The organism is Streptomyces sp. NPDC048297 (assembly GCF_043201585.1).
GTDB lineage: Bacteria > Actinomycetota > Actinomycetes > Streptomycetales > Streptomycetaceae > Streptomyces.
The window spans coordinates 139,428-158,931 of record NZ_JBICZA010000011.1; the positions used below are offsets into that span (position 1 = coordinate 139,428).

The following is a 19,504-nucleotide window of genomic DNA, read 5'->3' on the forward strand; positions in this document are numbered from 1 at the left end:
TCGGTGAAGGCGTCGCGCCTTGAGCTCGGACGGCACGACTGGGCCGAACTGCGTTGCGGTTGCGGGCAGTCGGGCTCGCATCTGGTGGAGGCGTTCGGGAGGCTGCTGGACGCCCGGAGTGTGCGGGAGACGGTCGGGTACACGCTGGAGAACCACCTCGAGGTGCAGAGCATGCTCTTCGAGGTGGCCCCCCATGCCGTGCCGGTGATGCTCGCGGCTCTCGGGGAGGATCTGCACGACTCCGTCAGGCGGCACTTCCTCGGGATGCTGGAGTACCTCGTGGCAGGGGAGTCGCATCGCAGCGAGGTCGAGGCCGGTCGCCCCGACCTGGCGGAGGAGTGCATTGCCGCGGTGCGTGAGGGCATCGTGATGCTGTACATCGAGGCCGTGTCCGGGAACACCGAGGCCGCCTTCGACATTCTGGAGTTCGTGGACGAGGACGAGGACCGGCTGGCGTACTACCGGTCCGTCCTGGCCGCGCGACTCGGGTGAGGGTGGGGCCGGTTACTCGGCGCCGAGACCGGCGTCGTCGACCGCGCCCTTGCCCTCCGTCTTCAGGACCTTGTTGAGCAGCGTGAGGTCGTAGATGCCCTTCAGGTCGGGCTTGTCCAGCAGGCCGGCCTTGACCGCGTGGTCGGCCTCGGTGGTGAGGGTTCCGGCCAGCGGGTCGTCGAGGAAGGAGATCGACTTCCAGGCCGGGTCGATGACGTCGGCGGGCAGTGCCTTGCCCGACAGCTTCTCCAGCGCCGCGTTGGCGGACGCCTTCGCCTTCTGCGGGTTGGCGTTGATCCACTCGTTCGTCTTCACCGAGCCGCGCAGCACGGCCTCGACGACGTCCGGGTGCTCCTTGAGGAACTTCTGCGACACGATGATGTTCGTGATCACGAACTTCTTGTCGGGCCAGAGCGTCGACTCGTCCAGCAGCACCTTGCCGCCCTCGGCGACGAGCTTGGACGCGGTCGGCTCGGGAGCCCAGGCGCCGTCGATGGAGCCGGACTTGTAGGCGTCCGGCGTGATCTTGTTGTCGGTACGGACGACCGAGACGTCGCCCTTGCCGCTCTGCGCGTCGACCTTCCAGCCCTGGTCGGCGATCCAGTTGAGGAACGCGACGTCCTGCGTGTTGCCCAGCTGGGGCGTGGCGATCTTCTTGCCCTTGACGTCCTTGAGGGACGTGATCTTCTTCGGGTTGACGACGAGCTTCACGCCGCCCGAGGCCGAACCGCCGATGATGCGCAGGTTCTTGCCGTTCGACTTGGTGTAGCCGTTGATGGCAGGCGAGGGGCCGATCCAGCCGATGTCGATGGAGCCGGCGTTGAGCGCCTCGATCTCCGAGGGGCCGGCGTTGAAGGTCGAGGTCTTGATCGTGGTGCCGCCCAGCTCCTTCTGGAACAGGCCCTCCTGGACGCCCACGAGAGCGGTGGCGTGCGTGAGGTTGGGGAAGTAGCCGATCTTGACCTCGTCGGCGGAGAGCTTCTTGGCGCCCGCCGCGACCGCGGGCGCCTTCGCGTCATCGGTGGAGTTTGAGCCGTACCCGCAGGCGGTCAGCAGGAGCGGGAGTGCCGTGATGACGGCGACGGTGCGCAGGGTGGCGAACGGTCTTGCGGCAGACACGGAGGTGTCCTCTCGGGGAATGGGTGATCAGGAAGGTACGGAAGATCGGTAACAGGAGATCGGCAACAGAAGTTCGGTGCGGAAGAGCGGGGAGCGAGTCCCCTGGCATGCAGCGGCAGGCGGGGGTGATCCGTCCGCCGGGGCTGGGCGGACGGTGTGCGGAGCCCCGTGGGATGTGCTGCGGCGCCGACCGCTTCCGCCGGGGGCTCGCGGACCGAGCCGGTGCGTGCCGCCGAGGTCTCAGGCAGGCCGGCAAGTGCTGCGCAGGCCGCGCAGGGGCCGACAGATGTCACTGGAGGTGCGGCCGAAGTCGATGTGGCGACGGGAGGTCAGCAGGGCCGGCGACAGGTTCCCGTGGTCGAGCGATCCCATGGCCACGCCTCCCCACATTCCCTAGTTTTCCTACCTGGCTGCTAGGGATCGTGGCAGAAGGTGGCCCCCACCCCAAGAGGGTGTTCGTATGGTGGACCCGCCTATCTCGCTTTCTGAGATGTCAGGGGTTCGTCCACGCCCCCGGGGCCTCGGTCAACGCGGACACCTCGGCAGGAAGTTGGGCAGAAGCGACGTCGGCGAGCGACACGCCGTCGAGGATCTCGCGCACGTTGGACCGCAGTGCGATCCAGAGAGGGAGCAGGGCCTCGGCGGGACCTGTGTAGGAGAGTTCCGGAGGGCGGACTCCGCGGACCGAGACCAGCGGGCCGTCCACGACGCGGATGACGTCGGCGATGCTGATGGACTCGGCGGGCCTGGCCAGCCGGTAGCCGCCGCTGACGCCGCGCTGGCTGAGCACGAGACCGCCCCGGCGCATGTCGTTCAGGATGCCTTCGAGGAATTTGTGCGGAATGCCCTGCGCGTCGGCGATGGCCTCGGCCTTCTGGGGCCCGTCGTCCTTCGAGGCGGCGAGCTGCAGTGCGGCCCGTACCGCGTAGTCCGCCCTTGCTGAGATCCGCATGCGCTCATTATCCCGTACGGCGTCGACCGGCATCCGCCGCGACCGGCATCCGCCGCGACCGGCATCCGCCGCGGGCGGCATCCGCCGCGGGCGGCATCCGCCGCGGGCGGCATCCGCCGCGGGCGGCATCCGCCGCGGGCGGCGTGCCGGGCGGGTCGGATGTCCCGCCCCGCCCGGCACACCCGGACAGGCTCAGGCCCCGGCCGGTGTGTAGTGGGAGGCGTCGTCGCCCTCGATGACACGGCTGAGGGTGCCGTCGATGCCGGCGGGGATGTCACCCGCGACGGTCACCCGGTGCAGCAGGCGCGGAAGGTCGCCGTAGTCGTCGGGGGCGTAGTGCTGGGTGATGCGGTTGTCGAACAGGACGAGGTCACCCGGCGTCCAGGCCACCCGCACGATGTTCTCCGGGCGGGTGACGTACGACTGGAAGATCCGCAGCAGATCGCGGGAGTCGGAGGGGCCGAGCCCGACGATGCTCTGCGCGAAGCCGCCGATGAACAGCCCGCGCTCCCCGGTCTCGGGGTGGACGCGGACGACGGGGTGCGCGGTGCGGTACTTCCGGGAGACGAACTGCCGGCGATGCTCGGCGGCCTTCTCGCTCTTCGGTGCCGCGTAGTCGTAGTCGTTGGTGTGCACCGCCCACAGCTTGTCCGCCAGCTCGCGCAGCGGCTCGGGCAGATCCCGGTACGCGGCGGCCGAGTCGGCGATGAGGGTGTTGCCGCCGTAGGGCGGGACCACGATGCTGCGCAGCGTGGACGCCTTCGGAGGTGTGCGCACGAACGTGACGTCCGTGTGCCAGTGGTTGGCGCGGATGCCCTCGTCGCCGTCGACCGGCAGGATCTGCGGCTGCCCCTGGACGGAGGGCACGGTGGGGTGCGCGGCGGTCAGCTCGCCGAAGAGGGACGCGAAGCGGATCTGGCCCGCGTCGTCGAGCCGCTGGTCGCGGAAGACGAGAGCCTTGTGTTCCAGCAGTGCGGAGTTGATCTCGGTGACGAGGGCCGGGTCGAGGTCGGTGGAGAGGTCCACGCCGTGGATCTCGGCGCCGATACGGCCGCCGATCCGGCGGATGTCGAAGGCGTTGCCGGTGGTCATGTGCGGGTGTCCTTTCGCAAGGTGAACAGTGGGGTGATCGGTCGAGGGGCAGGCAGTGGGGTGATCGGTCGAGGGGCCAACCGTGGGGCGATCGGTCGAGGGGCCAACAGCGAGGTGATCGGGCTCGGGGTGATCAGTGGAGTGATCGGCTGAGAAGCGGCCCGCGGCGCGGTCACGCGGGCCGTCCTCCTGCCACCGCTTGCGCGACCAGCCGGTTGGCCGGGCGGGCCAGGCCGTAGTTCTCGCGCAGGGTGCCGCCGGTGTACTCCGTGCGGAACAGACCGCGCCGCTGCAGGATCGGCACGACGTGGTCGACGAAGTCCTCCAGACCGCCCGGCAGATGGGGCGGCATGATGTTGAAGCCGTCGGCGGCGCCCTGGGTGAACCACTCCTCCAGCTGGTCGGCGATCTGCTCCGGCGTGCCGACGAAGACGCGGTGGCCGCGGCCGGCGCCGAGACGGGCGATGAGTTCGCGCAGGGTGAGGCCGTCACGGCGGGCGAGTTCGGCGACGAGCGTGAAGCGGCTCTTGTTGCCGTTGATGTCCCGCTCCTCGGGCAGGTCGGGCAGCGGCCCGTCCAGCGGCAGCCCGGTCAGGTCGGTGCCGAGCATCCCGGAGAGCTGGGCGAGACCGTACTCGGAGACCTGAAGGTCGGTCAGTTCCTGTTCGAGGGCGCGGGCTTCGGCCTCGGTCGAGCCGATGACGGGGGCGATGCCGGGGAGGACCAGCAGTTGGTCCTCGGTACGACCATGGCGGGCCAGCCGGGACTTGAGGTCCTTGTAGAAGGACTGGCCGTCGGCGAGGGACTGCTGGGCGGTGAAGACGGCCTCGGCGTACCGGGCGGCGAACTCCTTGCCGTCCTCCGACGAACCGGCCTGCACCAGCAGCGGGTATCCCTGCGGGGTGCGCGGTACGTTCAGGGGGCCCTGCACCCCGAAGTACGTGCCCTGGTGGTTGATCTCCCGCACCTTGCCGGTGTCGGCGTAGACACCGCGCTCCCGGTCGAGCAGGATCGCGTCGTCCTCCCAGCTGTCCCACAGCTTCGTGGCGACCTCCACGAACTCCCGCGCCCGCTCGTAGCGCAGCCCGTGCTCCAGGTGCTCGTCCTGCCCGAAGTTGCGGGCCTCGTTCACGGTTCCGGAGGTGACGATGTTCCAGCCCGCCCGGCCACCGCTGATGTGGTCGAGGGAGGCGAACTTGCGGGCGGTGTGGAAGGGCTCGTTGAAGGTGGTGGAGACGGTGGCGATCAGGCCGACGTGCTCGGTGACCGCCGCGAGGGCCGACAGCAGGGTCAGCGGTTCGAAGCCGCCGAGGGCGTTGTGCCGGGCCTTGCCCCACAGGGCGAGGCCGTCGGCGAGGAAGACCGAGTCGAGCAGGCCGCGTTCGGCGGTCTGAGCGAGCTGCTGGAAGTAGCGCAGGTCGGTGACGCGTTCGGGCTGGGTACGGGGGTGCCGCCAGGCGGCGTCGTGATGGCCGGCGTTCATCAGGAAGGCGTTGAGGTGCAGTTGGCGGGGGCGTGTCGTGGTCATGGGAGTCCTCGGATCGGGGGAGGGGAAGATCAGGGGGGAGGCGGAAGAGGAGGGGCGGCGAGGTGTTGAGGGGCCGGGTCAGCCGCGCGCCGGCACGCGCCAGGAGCTGAGCCGCCGTTCCACCGCCACCAGGACCTGGTTGAAGATCACCCCGATCGCGGAGATCGTGATGATGCCCGCGTACATCTGCGGGATCGCGAAGTTGAACTGCGAGGCGTTGATCAGGTAGCCGAGGCCCGCTTTGGCGCCGATCATCTCGGCGGCGACCAGGACCAGAATGGACGCCGCTCCGGCCAGCCGGATGCCGGTGAAGATCACCGGTACTGACGACGGCAGGATGACCTTCTGGAACAGCCGGGGCGCCGACAGGTTCATCGACTTGGCGAGCTTCAGCAGGGTCGGGTCGACGCTGCGGACCGCGCTGATGGTGTTGAGCAGGATCGGCCAGGTGCACGCGTACACCACGATGGAGATCTTCGAGGTCTCGCCGATGCCCAGGAGCAGCACGAACACCGGCAGCAGGGCCAGTGCGGCGGTGTTGCGGAAGACCTCCAGCAGCGGTCCCAGGAGGTCGGCGACCGGCCGGTACCACCCGATCAGCAGCCCGAGCGGCACGGCGACGACCACGGCGAGACCGAATCCGCTGAAGGAGCGGACCAGGCTGGCGCGGGCGTTGTCGGTGAGCTGACCGTCGGTCGCCAGCCCCCACCAGGCGCGGGCGACCTCGCTGAACGGCGGCAGGAAGGTCCGGTCGACCAGGCCGAGCCGAGGCGCGGTCTCCCACAGCAGCGCCAGCGCCACGATCGCCGCGGACTTGGTCGCCCCCTTCGCCAGCAGGTGCGGCAGCCGGCGCAGCGCCCTGCGGACCGGGGCGACCGGGGCGACCGGGCCGACCGGCGCGACGGGGGTGGGGCCTCGGTGCGTGAGCGCATCCGATGCCGGTGCCGATGCCTCGGGGGGCGCGGGCGATACGGGCGACGCCGGCGATACGGGCGACGCCGGCGTGGCGGCGGAAGCGGCCGGGACGCGCTCGGTGGCGTTCGTCGGGCCCGGTGTCGTGGTCTTGCCAGTGGCCGTGCCGGTGGCCGTGCCGGTTACGGAGCTCATACGGAAGCCCCCTCCTTCTCCAACTCCTGGGCCTTGGCGACCTCGTCGTGCAGCAGTGACCAGATCTCGTGCCGGTGGCGTGCGAACTCGGGGCTTGAGCGCAGATCGTCCGTCGCCGTACGGGAGTCGAAGGCGATGGGCACGCTCTGCTTGATGCGGCCGGGCCTCGATGTCATGACGGCGACGCGCTGTCCCAGGTAGACGGCCTCGTCGATGCCGTGCGTGATGAAGACGACGGTCTTGCCGGTGCGTTGCCAGATGCGCAGCAGCTCGTCCTGGAGCGACTCCCGGGTCTGGGCGTCCAGCGCGGCGAACGGCTCGTCCATCAGGAGCACATCGGGGTCGTAGGCGAGGCTGCGGGCGATCGCCACCCGCTGGCGCATCCCGCCCGACAGCTCATGGGGATGGCGGTCCTCGAAGCCGGACAGACCGACCAGGTCGAGGAACTCCCTTGCCCGTGCCGCACGTCGACGCCGGGGGACGCCGGTGGCCTCAAGGCCGAACTCCACATTGCCCTGCGCCGTGCGCCATGGCAGCAGCGCGTACTGCTGGAACACGACGCCCCGGTCCAGACCCGGGCCGGTGACGGGTTCGCCGTCCAACAGGATCTGTCCGCTCGTGGGTCGGGCCAGGCCGCCGAGGAGGTCGAGCAGCGTCGACTTTCCGCAGCCGCTGGGTCCGACCAGGACGACGAACTCGCCGGCGGCGATGTCCAGGTCGATGCCGTCGAGGGCGGTGAACCGGTGGCCCTGCCGGGCCTGGCCCGCCGTGCGGTCCTTGACGGCGAACTCTTTTCGCACCTGCTTCAGCGCGATCTTGGGTGTGGTCGGTTCCGGCATGGTCAGCTCCCGCTCGTCGAGGAGGAAGAAGCCGCGTTGAACTCATTGGTGTAGAGGTCGGCCACCTTGACCTGGCCCTTCTTGATGTCGCCGCGCTCGGTCAACCAGTCGGCCCACAGCTGGAGTTCCTTGCCGGTGATCCGGCCCGCCCGCTCGGCGACGCCGAAGGACCGCCAGTACTTGAGCGGTGCGGTGTCCTCGTTGCGCCCGCGCTTGTTCACGATGTCCGTCATGCGGGCGACCACTTCGTCGCGCGGGGTGGAACGGGCCCACTCGATCGCTCGTCCCACGCCGGTGACGAAGGTCCGGGCCGTCTCGGGGTTCTGCTCCAGGAAGCGGTCGGTCATCACGTACGTGCCTGCGCTGAACGCGCCGAGCAGCTGATAGTCGGTGAACAGCGGCCGGATGCCCCCGGTCGCCAGCGCCTTGTCGCGCAGGATGCCGCCGAGCACGGCCACGTCGATCTGCTTCTGACGCAGCGTCTGTTCGGTGTTGACCGGGGGTACGACGAGGGGTTCCACCTTGCCGATCTGAGAGCGCGACAGGCCGCCCCGCTGCAGATAGATGTCGAGCATGGCCTCGGAATGGGCGCCGAGGGTGTTCATGCCGACCTTCTTGCCCGCCAGGTCGCCGGGCGATCGGACCGGGCTGTCGTCGAGCACGTAGAAGCCGTTGTAGGCGTACTTGTCGGAGCCGTAGTAGCTGATCACCGCCTTGACGGGGGCCTTGTTCGCGGCGAGTTTGACGACCGCGCCGTTGAACGCGCCGCCGAAGTCGACCTGGCCCGTGGCCGCGGACTGGATGTCCTGCGGTCCGCTGATCGTGTTGCCGATCCACTGCAGCTTCACGTCGCCCAGATATCCGAGGTCCTCGGCCAGTTCGGGCAGGGTGACCTGGCCCGCCGAGCCCTGGTACCGGAGCGTCCTGGTGCGGCCCTTGCCCGCGGTGGCTCCCGTAGCGGTCGTGCCGCAGCTCACGGCCACCGCCGAAAGACCGAGCAGGGAGAGGAACTGGCGTCGGTTCGATGCCGTCGTGGCCATGGGGAATCCTGTTCGCGAAAGATGATTCAAAGGGGGTGCGCGGCAAAAGCGGAACGGCGGGAAGTGGATCTCACCGAGAATTGCTGTGAGGGGTCCGGCGTGTGCGCGGAAAGGAATCGGCACAGCAGAAGCCGACCGTGAACGCAGCGGGAGCCGACCGTGAACGCAGCAGAAGCCGGCCGTGAAAGGGAGTGCGGGAGACGTGCGGGAGAGTGGCGCCTGTCAGTGGGTACGGCGACCGACGGCACAGATGGCGCTGGCCTGACGTCGCAGGTCGACGTGCAGGCGCGCGGCGAGATTCTCCGACGTGCTCACAGCCAAGAGACTCGCAGTGAAATCCGGCCGGGTCAATGCCACTTGGGCCGGCGTCTCATGTTCGCAACCCTCCGACATGCGCGGGAAGCGCTGCGTTCACAATTGCCTTGCGGTGTGCCGTAATTATGCGTCCCGAAATTGCGCGTCCCGCAATTGTCAGACGGGCAGGACGAACGGCGGGTGCGTGCCGTTGAGGAAGTAGTCCCCGACATCGCGGAGTTGGCGAGTGACGGGCTCGTACAAGGTGTGGGTCCTGGCGTTGCGCCAGAAGCGGTCGAAGCCCAGCCGCGAGGACGCGGAGCGGGCGCCGACGACGTCGAGGGCGTGGGCGGTGGACTCCCGCGCGGCCCGGCAGGCGGCGGCTTCGGCCATGGCCACGAGCACGGCGATGTCCGCGTACTCGTCGTAGGTGAGGTCCTCGCCGCGTGCCAGTCCGCCGTGCACGGCGGTCAGCGCCTGATCGGCGAGTGCGGACGCGGAGCGGGTGAGGACGGTGAGTTCGCCGTACGTCGTCAGCACCAGCGGGTCCTGGGGAGCGCTGGCCGGCCCGGCCGGGTGCGAGGGGACGTGTCCCGCCCGGCTGTACTCCCGGGCTTCGGCGAGCACTCCCTCGGCCATGCCGAGGCGGAGCTGGACGGACAGGAGCCGCCCGACCGGCGCCGCCAGCGCGGCCACGGGCGACAGAATGTCCTCGTCCGTGGGCAGGGGACCGAGTACGTCGTCGGCGGCGACCGGTACGGCGTCGAACTCCACGCTCGCGCCGGCCGCCAGCCGCTGGCCGAAGGTGTCGACGTCACCGTCGATCCGCACGCCCGGTCCGGCGGGGTCGACGACGACGGCGAACGGTTCGCCGGTGTCCGCCCGTACGGCCCGCACGGCGAGGCGGTCGGCGACCAGGACCCCGGTGGTGTAGCTCTGCCGGCCGTCGAGCACATGGCCGCCGCCGGTCCAGGTCAGCGTGAGAGGGGGGTCCTGAGAGGCCAGACCGCCACCCCAGCACCACTGCTCCGCCGCGGAACGCGCCTCGATGTCGGCGGCGCGCGAGGGGTCGGTGAAGAAGTGGGCGCTCCACGACAGGAAGTAGTGACAGCCGAGGAGTTGAGCGATCGCGCCGTCCGCCGCGGCGATCTCGCGGACCACCGCACAGGCCGTGGGCCAGTCGGCGCCGCCCCCTGCGGAGGCGGCCGGTGCGAGGAGCGTCGGCAGTCCCGCCTCGCGCAGCCGGGAGACCTCGTCGAACGGGGTCTTGCCCGCCTGCTCCCGGGCCACCGCGTCCGTGGCCAGGTCGTCCGCCGTCTCGCGGGCCACGCGCAGCCAGTGCGCAGGGCCGGGCCCGGTCCGCTCCGCCTCACAAGCGGGGTCGGACGGCGCGATGGCAACGCCCATGGCGGTGGCCTCCTCGAAGGTCAGGGGCACGAAGGGGTGTTGGGGTGCGGAGAGGTGCTGGGGTGCGAGGGGGTGCTGGGGTGCGGAGAGGTGCTGGGGTGCGAGGCGGTGCTCGTGCTCGTCCGCCGGTCGGGCACGTACTTGTAGCCCACGCGCCGTACGGTGACGATCCGGTGCCGGTGAGCCGCGCCCAGCTTGCGGCGCAGGCGGGCGATGTGGACGTCCACGGTGCGGCCGTCGCCGATGTGGTCGTAGCCCCATATGCCGGCCATCAACTGCTCGCGGGAGTGCACTTGGTGGGGACGCAGAACGAGGTGTTCCAGCAGCCCGAACTCCAGGTACGTGAGGTCGAGTTCGCGTCCGTCCACCGTCGCCGCGCGTCGCGCGGGGTCGATGCGGACACTGTCGCCTGGCTCGTCCCGCGGCAGAGGTGAGTCCGTGGCGGCGACCGGCCGGATCTCCGGCCGTGTCACGTCCTTCGCGAAGAGTTCGGCGGGATCGGTGCCCTCGGGGACGAGCAGGAGGTAGCCGACGAGGGGAGTGGAACCGTGTCCGTCGTCGCCGTCGCGCGTACTGTCCCCGACGAGGCGCAGACGGCGCGGGTCGGGGAGCCGGGAATCCGACGGGGTGGTGGCGCGGGCCGGGAGTGCCGATGTCATGGCGGTCGTCCTTCGGAAGTGCGTCGGGGCGTCGGGCGCGGCCGGAACGGGCTCGCCGGATCACCCGGAGGGGGAGGGAAGGAGCGGAGCGGCGCGGGCTGGGTGTCAGCCGTGTGCCTTACGCGCGACAGCAGGCGGCGCTGACGACGTGACCAAAGTCGACATGCCGACGACGAACGAGTCGTTGCTGCGCGGGGGACATGCGCATCATCCTGCGCACCGCGCCGGGGGACGTCAACGCTTCCCTAGTAAACCGATAGGGAATGTAGGGAAGGTCACACCGTGGGCGCACGCGTCGCCTTCTCCGGACGGGCGCGAAGTGTGGCCGCGCGCACCGTGAGCCTTTGTAGGGGCGTGGGCGGCAGGTCGCGGGCGGAGCCGCGCGTGTAGTGGCGCTCGACGTACCACTGTCCCGCGCTGAGCACCGTCGTGACGGCGATGTACCAGAGGGGGGGCGACCATCAGCAGCGGGATGACCTGATAGGTCTGGTTGTACACCAGTTGCATCGAGTACAGCAGGTCGTGGACGGCCAGCACGCTGACGATGCTGGTGCCCTTCAGCGTGCCGATCAGCATGTTCCCGGCGGCCGGCACGATGGAGCGCATCGCCTGCGGGAGGACGATCCGGCGCAGGGTGCGCCGTCTGCCGATGCCGAGAGCCTGGGCGGCCTCCGTCTGGCCGGCGTCCACCGAGAGGATGCCGCCGCGTACCACCTCGGCGGCGTAGGCGGCTTCGTGGAGAGTCAGCCCGATGACGGCGGTGAGGGTGGGGCCGAGCAGGTTGACCGTCTTGACGGTGACGAACTGGGACCCGTAGGGGATGCCGAGGCCGAGCGTCGGGTAGAGGGCGCCGATGTTGAACCAGAACAGCAGCTGCACCAGCAGCGGGGTGGACCGGAAGATCCACACGTATCCCCAACTCAGCGTGCGCAGAACCGGGTTGGCGGACAGTCGCAGCACGGCCACGGGGGTGCCGAGCAGGAAGCCGAGCACCATCACCACCCCGGTCAGCCAGAGGGTCAGCAGCAGCCCGTCGAGCACGGCGGCACTGGAGAAGTACCGGCCGACCACATCCCACTGGAAGGCACGGTTGCGCAGGACGGAGTTGACCACGGCCGCGAACACCAGCAGCGCCGCACCGGCTGTCAGCAGGCGGCCGATGTGCCGGCGCGGCACGATCCGCGGCAGCTCGTCGGTGGGGCCCTGACCGGGAGGGAGGCCAGGAACCTGGCCCGGAGGTGTGCCAGGGGCCCGGCCGGGAGCGTGGCCGGGGACTTCCGGGTGTCCGCCGGGCCGGAGGGATGCCGTAGGGCGCGAGGGGCCGGTGATGTCGGACGGCGAAACCATCAGGAGGCTCTCCAGGGGAGAAAGACGCGCGGGCGCCGGTGACCGCACGGCGGCGCACGTTCACGGAAATTCGCGCGCGGACGGCGCGCGGGGGTAACGGGCAGGCGGCCCGGATTCGGGCGTCGTCACGGTCGCCGCGTCCCTCAACGCGGCCGGTGCGGCTGCCGCGCGCGGCGGCTCCGTCCCGCAGTTCGAAGGAGACCACGGCGCCCGCGCCTCGCGGCAGGTACTTCCGCCCCGCCTCGTACCACCTGCTGGTCTCCAGCCCCGGGTAGTGCACGGCGGCGACCTCGTCCCGCTGCTCCAGCCACTGGGCCAGGGCCTGGGCGTTGGCCGAATGGCGTTCGATGCGCAGGCTGAGCGTCTCCACGCCCTGAAGGAGCAGGAACGCGGAGTGCGGGGAGAGCGCCGGACCGAGGTCGCGGAGCAACTGCACACGGAGCTTGACGGCGAACGCACCCGGTCCGAGCGCGGGCCAGTACCGCAGTCCGTGGTAGCTCGGGTCGGGCTCGGTGAAGTCCGGGAACCGCTCCGGGTGCGCCCCGAAGTCGAAGGTGCCGCCGTCGACGACCACACCCGCGATGGCCGTGCCGTGCCCGCCAAGGAACCTGGTCGCCGAGTGGACGACGATGTCCGCGCCGTGCTCGACGGGCCGCAGCAGATAGGGAGTCGGGACCGTGTTGTCCACGATCAGCGGCACCCCCGCCGCGTGCGCCACGTCCGCGACCCCTCGCACATCGAGCACGTTGCCACGGGGGTTGCCCAGCGTCTCCGCGAACAGGGCCTTGGTGTCCGGCCGGATCGCCGCCCGCCACGCCTCCAGGTCGTCCGGGTCGTCCACGAACGACACCTCGATGCCGAGCCTCGGCAGCGTGTGCCGGAACAGGTTGTACGTGCCGCCGTACAGCGACGTACTGGAGACGATGTGGTCGCCGGAGCCCGCCAGGGTCAGGATGGCCAGGGTCTCCGCCGCCTGCCCGGAGGAGAGCGCCACGGCCGCGACCCCGCCCTCCAGCGCCGCGACGCGCTGCTCGAAGACGTCCTGGGTGGGATTGTGGATCCGGGTGTAGATGTTGCCGGGCTCGGCCAGCGCGAACAGGTCGGCGGCGTGCCGCGTGTCCCGGAACACGAACGACGTCGTCTGGTAGATGGGCGTGGCACGGGCGCCGGTCGTCGGGTCGGGTGTGGCACCCGCGTGGATCTGCTTGGTCTCGAAGGACCAGGCGGAGGCGTCGGGACCGGAGGATTCGTTCTCGGGGGTGTGGCCGGCGGTGACGGAGTCGATGGGCTGGCTCATGGGCGTGCTCCCTTTGACGGAGGGCGGAGACGCGCGCGGTGCGTGACGTGGATGTGGATGTGGGCGCGGATGCGCGAAGGTGCCGCGGGGCCGCGTGCCGGGCCCGTGAGAGGGCGGCGTTCAGCGCGGTGCGGTGGAACGCGATGCGGTGGAAAGCGGTGCGCTGGAAAAAGGACCGGTCAGAGACAGGTCAGAAGCCGGAGCGCGGACTCAACTCGCGGCAGGACAACCCATGGTGGTGACACGCACGTAGTCGACGTGGCGGCGGGTCACGAGCACGGTCATGGAGCCAGAAGACCACACGGCCGCGGCACCGCACCAGCGCGCCGTAGCCATTTCATCTCCCTGACACACGACGGCAGGACCGGCCTGCGGCCCTCTGCCCGCGGCCCTCGGCCCTCTGCGCGAAGAAGCGATCACCGCGCGGGGCAGTGGTTCAGGACCCGCCGCGCTCCCGGGGGATCTTCAGGCCCGCCTCGATCGCCACGGGCAGCCGGTTCTCGGCCGGTGGCAGCGGGCAGGTCGCCAGGTCCGTGTAGGCGCACGGCAGGTTCGCGGCGCGGTTGAAGTCCAGGACCACCGTGCCGTCGGCGGTGGGCGGCTCGACCGTCAGGACCCGGTTGGCGGCATAGGTGGCGACCCCGGAGGTCGCGTCGGTGAACAGCACCATCAGCCGGCCGGCACCCTGCCCGGGGAACGCGGTCAGGGACAGCTGACGCCCGAGCAACTCGAACTCGACCTTGCCCGGGGCGTCGTACACGTGCTGGAGGCCCTCGACGGCCGCGCCCACGGTCGTCGGCCGCGGCTCGTCGAAGGGGACGTACCTGCCCGTCACGGCCCAGCGCGGGTCGGGGGCGAAGGCGGGTGTGCCGGTGAAGGCGGTGAGCAGCGGCGCGTCCGGGTGCCGGGGGCGCACGATGTCGTGGCCGCCGCGCCGGGCGACCTCGATCACGGCGTCTCCCCAGACCGCGTCGACGCCGCCGCGCTCGGGAAGCACCCCGAAGCCGTGCTCACCCCGCACCGGCGCTCCGCCGACGACCAGTTCCTCTCCCTCGTCGAGCCGTACGACGACCCCGTCGGGGCCGGTGTGCCACGCACCGGGCGCGTCGGGGAAGCGCCGCGGCCGGTCGTCTAGCCAGTGCAGTCCGGTGACGGCCAGGAATCCGTGCGGGTCGGCGAGCCTGGCCTCCTGGGCGCGGTACCAGTCCAGCCAGTTCTCGGTGAAGGCCCGGAGATCCCGCGCATTGCGCTCGTCGGGCGCGTTGTGTGCTGTTTCCACAGTCATGCCCGTCACAACGGGCGCCCGCCGCAGGCACATTCCGCTCCGCGTGTGACAGCTTCTTGTCAGTCATGTGTACCGGGCGTCAGCCACGTCTGCCGGGTCAGGTCAGCCACGTGCACCGGGTCAGTCATGCGCACCGGACGGCGGAGCCCGCGCCCTCACGTGCCCCAGAGACCCGCTCCCTCACGTGCCCCAGAGCGTGACGGACACCGGGGGCCGGAACCGTGAGGGCGGGACGCCCGTGCCGGGCGCGCGCATGATGCGGGTCGCCGCGGGCGTGTGCAGGAAGTGCAGGAACGCGTCGGTGGCCGGGGAACGCAGTCCGGGCTGGAGGACGGTGGCGTGCCACGTGGCGTCCGACGGCGTGGCCGGGGTCTCCAGCACACGCAGCTCGTCACGCCGGACGTGGGGCGACACCAGATGGGCCACCGCCGGTGCCACCCCGGCCCCCTCGGCGGCGGCTGCCCAGGTCGCGGCCTGGTTCGGGAACACCCATACGTGTCCCTCGGTCACACCGAGCCGGCGCAGCAGCCGCCCGGAGTCCGCGTCCGGATCGGTCCCGGAGGAGTCGACCAGCCACGACCACTGCGCCGGTGCGCCGGGCGGCCTCGGCGACCTGGCGCCGGTCACCACGACCAGCTGGGTGCGGAACAGCGGCTCGCTGACCAGTTCGCCCCTGTGGGCGGCGCCAGGGCACGGCCCGAGCGCGACGTCGGCCAGCCGGTTCTCCACCAGCACCCGGATGTCGTTGCCGCAGGCCACCCCGAACGAGGTCTCGGTTCCGCGCCCCGAGCGGGCGGCGAAGGCCTCCACGAGGGACGGGAGCACGAACTCGGCCAGCGTGCTCGTGGCGACGACCCGCAGTTCGTCGGGCGCGCCCCGTGCCGCCCGCACCGCGGCCTCGGCGTCCGCGCTCAGCGCGACCATCCGTGACGCGACCGGCAGCAGCCGCGCCCCGGCGGGCGTCAGACGCATCCCACCGCCGCCGGTGCGCCGGATGAGCGGATCGCCGAAGTGGGTCCGCAGCGCGGCGAGCGCCTGCGACACCGCGGACTCGCTCACGTCCAGGGCCCGTGCCGCGGCGCCCACCGAACCGAGCCGCGCGACCAGCACGAAGGTGCTGAGCTGTGTGACGGTCACCATCCGATTTTCCCGCTTTCGCGCCGATAAGTGAATGCTTATCCGCCCATTGCCCGGCCGGTGCGGGGGAGCGCAGCATCCCTGTAGCGACGGGCACGGCGATCCCAGGAGGGCCCGATGCAGGTTCCGGCCGCGTTCCAGTACGAGAGGGCCACCAGCCTGGAGCAGGCGATCGAGCTGCTCACCCGGTACGGCCCCGAGGCCCGGGTGGTGGCGGGCGGACACAGCCTGCTGCCCATGATGAAGCTGCGGCTGGCCCAGCCCGAAGCCCTGATCGACATCAACGGCCTCGGCGAGCTGGCCCTGATCCGGGTGGACGGGCACGACCTGGCCGTCGGGGCGATGGTCCGGCACGCGCAGCTGCTCGCCTCGCCGGTCGTCGGCGAGCACTTCCCCATCCTGCGGGACGCGGAACGGGTCATCGCCGATCCGCTCGTCCGCAACCGTGGCACCGTGGGCGGCTCGCTGTGCCAGGCCGATCCGTCGGAGGACCTGTCCGCGGCGTTCTCGGCGCTGCGCGCGACCCTGGTCGCCCAGGGCCCCGGCGGCAGGCGCACCATCGGGATCAGGGAGTTCTTCCTCGGTCCGTACGAGACCGCCCTGGACGAGGCGGAGCTGCTGGTGGAGATCCGCGTGCCCATCCGCTCGCACGCCAGCGCCTACCGCAAGGTCGAGCGCCGGGTCGGCGACTGGGCGGTCGGCGCCGCGGGAGCGGTGCTGGAGATCTCCGGCGGGGTGATCACGGAGGCCGGGATCGGGCTGACCGCGCTGGGTGCCCCGCGGTTCGTGTCCGAGCGGGCCGAGGACTTCCTGCGCGGCGGACGAGCGGACGACGAGGCCTTCACCGAGGCGGGACGGATCGCCGCGAGGGAGTGCGGGCCGACGGCCGACCAGCGCGGCCCGGTCGACTACAAGCGGCACCTGGCCGGCGAGCTGACCACGCGGGCGCTGCGCGCCGCCGCCGCACGTGCCCAGGGGCAGGAGGCGTGACATGCGGATCACCGTGAGCGTGAACGGCGAGCAGCACACGCGGGACGTGGAGCCCCGGCTGCTCCTCGTGCACTTCCTGCGCGACGAACTCGGACTCACCGGCACCCACTGGGGCTGCGACACCTCCAACTGCGGCGTGTGCACGGTGTGGTTGGACGGGACGCCGGTCAAGTCCTGCACGGTCCTCGCGGTGATGGCCGACGGTCACGAGGTGCGCACCGTCGAGGGCCTGGCGCACGGGGCCGAACTCGACCCGGTGCAGCAGGGATTCATCGCCTGCCACGGACTGCAGTGCGGCTTCTGCACGCCGGGCATGATGATGACCGCCCGCTGGCTCCTGGACCACGACGCGGATCCGTCCGAGGAGGACATCCGCGAGGCCATCTCGGGACAGCTGTGCCGCTGCACCGGTTACGAGAACATCGTGCGCTCCATCCGCTGGGCCGCCGAGCACGGCGGCGGGCGGGGCACCGCCGACGCGGGCACCGAACCGGCGCCCGCCCACGAGCCGGCGCCCGGCCGGGAGGAGGTGCGGGCATGACGACCACCGAGGAACGGCCGGTCGGCTTCGGGCGCATGCCCCGCAAGGAGGACGCACGGTTCGTCCGAGGCCACGGGACCTACGTCGACGACGTACGGCTGCCCGGAATGCTGCACGGCGCCATCCTGCGCAGCCCCCTGGCGCACGCCCGGATCGTGTCCGTCGACACCAGCGCCGCCGAGGCGCACCCGAAGGTCAGGGCCGTGATCACCGGGGAGACCCTGGCCGGTCTCGGGCTGGCCTGGATGCCCACGCTGTCGTACGACACGCAGGCGGTGCTCGCCACCGACAAGGTGCGCTTCCAGGGCCAGGAGGTCGCCTTCGTCGTCGCCGAGGACCGCTATGCCGCACGGGACGCCCTCGAACTGATCGACGTGGAGTACGAACCGCTGCCACCGGTCATCGACGCGCTCCGGGCGCTCGACCCGGACGCGCCGGTGATCCGCGACGACAAGGAGCACCAGAGCGACAACCACATCTTCGACTGGTCGGCGGGCGACAAGGAACGCACCGACGAGGTCTTCGCGGGCGCCGACGTCGTGGTCGAGCAGGACATGCTCTACCCGAGGGTGCACCCGGCGCCGCTGGAGACCTGCGGCACCGTGGCGGACATGGACGCCATCACCGGCAAGCTGACGGTGTGGTCCACCACCCAGGCCCCGCACGCCCACCGCACGATCTACGCGATGGTGGCCGGCATCCCGGAGCACAAGATCCGCATCATCTCCCCGGACATCGGGGGCGGCTTCGGCAACAAGGTCGGCATCTACCCCGGCTACGTGTGCGCGGTCGTCGGCTCGATCGTCACCGGCAAGCCCGTGAAGTGGGTGGAGGACCGCTCGGAGAACCTGATGAGCACCTCCTTCGCCCGCGACTACCACATGCACGGCGAGATCGCGGCGACGAAGGACGGGAAGATCCTCGGCCTGCGCGTCCATGTCATCGCCGACCACGGCGCGTTCAACGCCACCGCACAGCCGACGCAGTTCCCGGCCGGCTTCTTCGGCGTCTTCACCGGCTCGTACGACCTGGCCGCCGCACACTGCACCGTGACCGGCGTCTACACCGACAAGGCCCCCGGCGGCGTCGCCTACGCCTGCTCGTTCCGCGTCACCGAGGCCGTGTACCTGGTCGAGCGGATGGTCGACGTGCTCGCCGCCGAACTCGGCACGGACCCGGCCGAGCTGCGGATGCGCAACCTGCTGCGCCCCGGGCAGTTCCCGTACACGACGCGGACCGGATGGGAGTACGACTCCGGCGACTACCCGCGCGCCCTGCGACTGGCGATGGACATCGCGCACTACGAGGACCTGCGCCGGGAGCAGGCCGAAAGGCGCGAGCGCGGCGAGCTGATGGGCATCGGCGTCAGCTTCTTCACGGAGGCCGTCGGCGCGGGCCCCCGCAAGCACATGGACATCCTCGGGCTCGGCATGGCCGACGGCGCCGAGCTGCGGGTCCACCCGACCGGCAAGGCCGTCCTGCGGATCTCCGTACAGACCCAGGGACAGGGCCACGAGACGACGTTCGCGCAGATCGTCGCCGAGGAACTGGGCATCCCGCCCGAGGACGTCGAGGTGGTGCACGGCGACACCGACCAGACCCCGTTCGGGCTCGGCACCTACGGATCCCGCTCGACGCCCGTGTCCGGAGCCGCGACCGCGATCGTCGCCCGCAAGGTGCGCGAACGCGCGAAGATCGTCGCCTCCGCGATGCTCGAAGTGAGCCCGGACGACCTGGAATGGGAGAAGGGCCGCTGGTACGTCACGGGCGACCCCGACCAGGGGCGGACCATGGCCGAGATCGCGCTCGCCGCGCACTCCAGCCTGGAACTGCCCGAGGGCGTCGAGGGCCACCTGGACGCGAGCTGCGTCTACAACCCGCCGAACCTCACCTTCCCCTTCGGCGCGTACATCTGCGTCGCCGACGTGGACGCGGGCACCGGACAGGTGCGGATCCGCCGGTTCGTCGCCGTGGACGACTGCGGCAACCGGATCAACCCCACGATCGTCGAGGGACAGGTGCACGGGGGACTCGCCGACGGCCTCGGCATGGCACTCATGCAGGTGATCGCCTTCGACGAGGACGGCAACTGCCTCGGCGGGTCGTTCATGGACTATCTCCTGCCCACCTCGGTCGAATGCCCCTCCTGGGAACTCGGCGAGACCGTCACCCCCTCCCCGCACCACCCCATCGGCGCCAAGGGCGTCGGCGAGTCCGCCACCGTCGGCTCGCCCGCCGCCGTGGTCAACGCCGTGGTCGACGCCCTGAAGCCGCTCGGCGTACGCCATGTCGACATGCCGCTGACGCCCGCCGTGGTGTGGCGGGCCGCCCAGGGCCGGCCGCTGCGCACCGACCTGGCGATCACCTGAGGCACCGCG

At 70.9% G+C, this 19,504-nt stretch carries 16 protein-coding genes and 2 pseudogenes; 4 read left to right on the forward strand and 14 right to left on the reverse strand.

Annotated features, from left to right (window positions below; genetic code table 11):
- The first annotated feature begins 3 nt into the window (after positions 1–3).
- A complete protein-coding gene (locus tag ACGFYV_RS14690; protein WP_393878739.1) occupies positions 4–492 on the forward strand; it encodes a hypothetical protein in 489 nt (162 codons plus the stop codon).
- Positions 493–504: 12 nt separating this feature from the next.
- Here the strand turns inward: ACGFYV_RS14690 and ACGFYV_RS14695 are convergent, their stop codons facing one another.
- The 14 genes and pseudogenes from ACGFYV_RS14695 to ACGFYV_RS14760 form a co-directional block, all read right to left on the reverse strand.
- Positions 505–1,611, reverse strand: coding sequence for an aliphatic sulfonate ABC transporter substrate-binding protein (locus ACGFYV_RS14695; RefSeq protein ID WP_393878740.1), 1,107 nt, complete (start codon positions 1,609–1,611; stop codon positions 505–507).
- Between the two features lie 240 nt (positions 1,612–1,851).
- On the reverse strand, positions 1,852–1,983 hold the full coding sequence (locus ACGFYV_RS14700) for a hypothetical protein (RefSeq protein WP_393878741.1): 132 nt from the start codon (positions 1,981–1,983) through the stop codon (positions 1,852–1,854).
- Between the two features lie 121 nt (positions 1,984–2,104).
- Positions 2,105–2,563 carry an RrF2 family transcriptional regulator gene (locus ACGFYV_RS14705; protein WP_393878742.1) on the reverse strand — a complete coding sequence of 153 codons (459 nt, stop codon included), beginning with the start codon at positions 2,561–2,563 and terminating at the stop codon, positions 2,105–2,107.
- 192 nt (positions 2,564–2,755) lie between these two features.
- Positions 2,756–3,655 carry a TauD/TfdA dioxygenase family protein gene (locus ACGFYV_RS14710; protein WP_393878743.1) on the reverse strand — a complete coding sequence of 300 codons (900 nt, stop codon included), beginning with the start codon at positions 3,653–3,655 and terminating at the stop codon, positions 2,756–2,758.
- A gap of 172 nt (positions 3,656–3,827) precedes the next feature.
- A complete protein-coding gene (locus ACGFYV_RS14715) occupies positions 3,828–5,183 on the reverse strand; it encodes an LLM class flavin-dependent oxidoreductase (RefSeq protein WP_393878744.1) in 1,356 nt (451 codons plus the stop codon).
- Positions 5,184–5,261: 78 nt separating this feature from the next.
- Positions 5,262–6,290: an ABC transporter permease gene (locus ACGFYV_RS14720; protein WP_393878745.1), complete on the reverse strand. Its 1,029-nt coding sequence runs from the start codon at positions 6,288–6,290 to the stop codon at positions 5,262–5,264.
- Positions 6,287–7,129, reverse strand: coding sequence for an ABC transporter ATP-binding protein (locus ACGFYV_RS14725; RefSeq protein WP_393878746.1), 843 nt, complete (start codon positions 7,127–7,129; stop codon positions 6,287–6,289). The genes ACGFYV_RS14720 and ACGFYV_RS14725 overlap by 4 nt, the downstream gene beginning before the upstream one ends.
- Before the next feature lie 2 nt (positions 7,130–7,131).
- Positions 7,132–8,169, reverse strand: coding sequence for an ABC transporter substrate-binding protein (locus ACGFYV_RS14730; RefSeq protein WP_393878747.1), 1,038 nt, complete (start codon positions 8,167–8,169; stop codon positions 7,132–7,134).
- Positions 8,170–8,640: 471 nt separating this feature from the next.
- The gene (locus ACGFYV_RS14735; protein WP_393878834.1) at positions 8,641–9,870 is read right to left on the reverse strand and encodes an acyl-CoA dehydrogenase family protein; all 1,230 of its coding nucleotides are present in this window, start codon (positions 9,868–9,870) and stop codon (positions 8,641–8,643) included.
- Positions 9,871–9,890: 20 nt separating this feature from the next.
- On the reverse strand, positions 9,891–10,529 hold the full coding sequence (locus ACGFYV_RS14740) for a winged helix-turn-helix domain-containing protein (RefSeq protein ID WP_393878748.1): 639 nt from the start codon (positions 10,527–10,529) through the stop codon (positions 9,891–9,893).
- A 275-nt stretch (positions 10,530–10,804) separates the two neighbouring features.
- Positions 10,805–11,876, reverse strand: a pseudogene (locus ACGFYV_RS14745) (amino acid ABC transporter permease).
- A 169-nt stretch (positions 11,877–12,045) separates the two neighbouring features.
- Positions 12,046–13,173, reverse strand: a pseudogene (locus ACGFYV_RS14750) (O-acetylhomoserine aminocarboxypropyltransferase/cysteine synthase family protein); the annotation flags it as partial.
- Between the two features lie 436 nt (positions 13,174–13,609).
- The gene (locus tag ACGFYV_RS14755) at positions 13,610–14,458 is read right to left on the reverse strand and encodes a DUF1684 domain-containing protein (protein WP_393878749.1); all 849 of its coding nucleotides are present in this window, start codon (positions 14,456–14,458) and stop codon (positions 13,610–13,612) included.
- 180 nt (positions 14,459–14,638) lie between these two features.
- Complete coding sequence (locus ACGFYV_RS14760; RefSeq protein WP_393878750.1) at positions 14,639–15,598, reverse strand: LysR family transcriptional regulator; 960 nt, start codon at positions 15,596–15,598, stop codon at positions 14,639–14,641.
- 114 nt (positions 15,599–15,712) lie between these two features.
- On the opposite strand from ACGFYV_RS14760, the gene ACGFYV_RS14765 reads away from it, so the two are divergent.
- The 3 genes from ACGFYV_RS14765 to ACGFYV_RS14775 are packed head-to-tail and all read left to right on the forward strand — an operon-like array spanning position 15,713 to position 19,495.
- Complete coding sequence (locus ACGFYV_RS14765) at positions 15,713–16,585, forward strand: FAD binding domain-containing protein (RefSeq protein WP_393878751.1); 873 nt, start codon at positions 15,713–15,715, stop codon at positions 16,583–16,585.
- A gap of 1 nt (position 16,586) precedes the next feature.
- Positions 16,587–17,126: a (2Fe-2S)-binding protein gene (locus ACGFYV_RS14770; protein ID WP_393878752.1), complete on the forward strand. Its 540-nt coding sequence runs from the start codon at positions 16,587–16,589 to the stop codon at positions 17,124–17,126.
- On the forward strand, positions 17,123–19,495 hold the full coding sequence (locus ACGFYV_RS14775; RefSeq protein WP_393878753.1) for an aerobic carbon-monoxide dehydrogenase large subunit: 2,373 nt from the start codon (positions 17,123–17,125) through the stop codon (positions 19,493–19,495). The genes ACGFYV_RS14770 and ACGFYV_RS14775 overlap by 4 nt, the downstream gene beginning before the upstream one ends.
- The last annotated feature ends 9 nt before the right edge of the window (positions 19,496–19,504 follow it).

Coding starts and splice junctions, on each gene's coding strand:
- ACGFYV_RS14700 (WP_393878741.1), bottom strand. CDS start 1,983: ATGGGATCGCTCGACCACGGGAACCTGTCGCCGGCCCTGCTGACCTCC.
- ACGFYV_RS14705 (WP_393878742.1), bottom strand. CDS start 2,563: ATGCGGATCTCAGCAAGGGCGGACTACGCGGTACGGGCCGCACTGCAG.
- ACGFYV_RS14710 (WP_393878743.1), bottom strand. CDS start 3,655: ATGACCACCGGCAACGCCTTCGACATCCGCCGGATCGGCGGCCGTATC.
- ACGFYV_RS14715 (WP_393878744.1), bottom strand. CDS start 5,183: ATGACCACGACACGCCCCCGCCAACTGCACCTCAACGCCTTCCTGATG.
- ACGFYV_RS14720 (WP_393878745.1), bottom strand. CDS start 6,290: ATGAGCTCCGTAACCGGCACGGCCACCGGCACGGCCACTGGCAAGACC.
- ACGFYV_RS14725 (WP_393878746.1), bottom strand. CDS start 7,129: ATGCCGGAACCGACCACACCCAAGATCGCGCTGAAGCAGGTGCGAAAA.
- ACGFYV_RS14730 (WP_393878747.1), bottom strand. CDS start 8,169: ATGGCCACGACGGCATCGAACCGACGCCAGTTCCTCTCCCTGCTCGGT.
- ACGFYV_RS14735 (WP_393878834.1), bottom strand. CDS start 9,870: ATGGGCGTTGCCATCGCGCCGTCCGACCCCGCTTGTGAGGCGGAGCGG.
- ACGFYV_RS14740 (WP_393878748.1), bottom strand. CDS start 10,529: ATGACATCGGCACTCCCGGCCCGCGCCACCACCCCGTCGGATTCCCGG.
- ACGFYV_RS14755 (WP_393878749.1), bottom strand. CDS start 14,458: ATGACTGTGGAAACAGCACACAACGCGCCCGACGAGCGCAATGCGCGG.
- ACGFYV_RS14760 (WP_393878750.1), bottom strand. CDS start 15,598: ATGGTGACCGTCACACAGCTCAGCACCTTCGTGCTGGTCGCGCGGCTC.
- ACGFYV_RS14765 (WP_393878751.1), top strand. CDS start 15,713: ATGCAGGTTCCGGCCGCGTTCCAGTACGAGAGGGCCACCAGCCTGGAG.
- ACGFYV_RS14770 (WP_393878752.1), top strand. CDS start 16,587: ATGCGGATCACCGTGAGCGTGAACGGCGAGCAGCACACGCGGGACGTG.
- ACGFYV_RS14775 (WP_393878753.1), top strand. CDS start 17,123: ATGACGACCACCGAGGAACGGCCGGTCGGCTTCGGGCGCATGCCCCGC.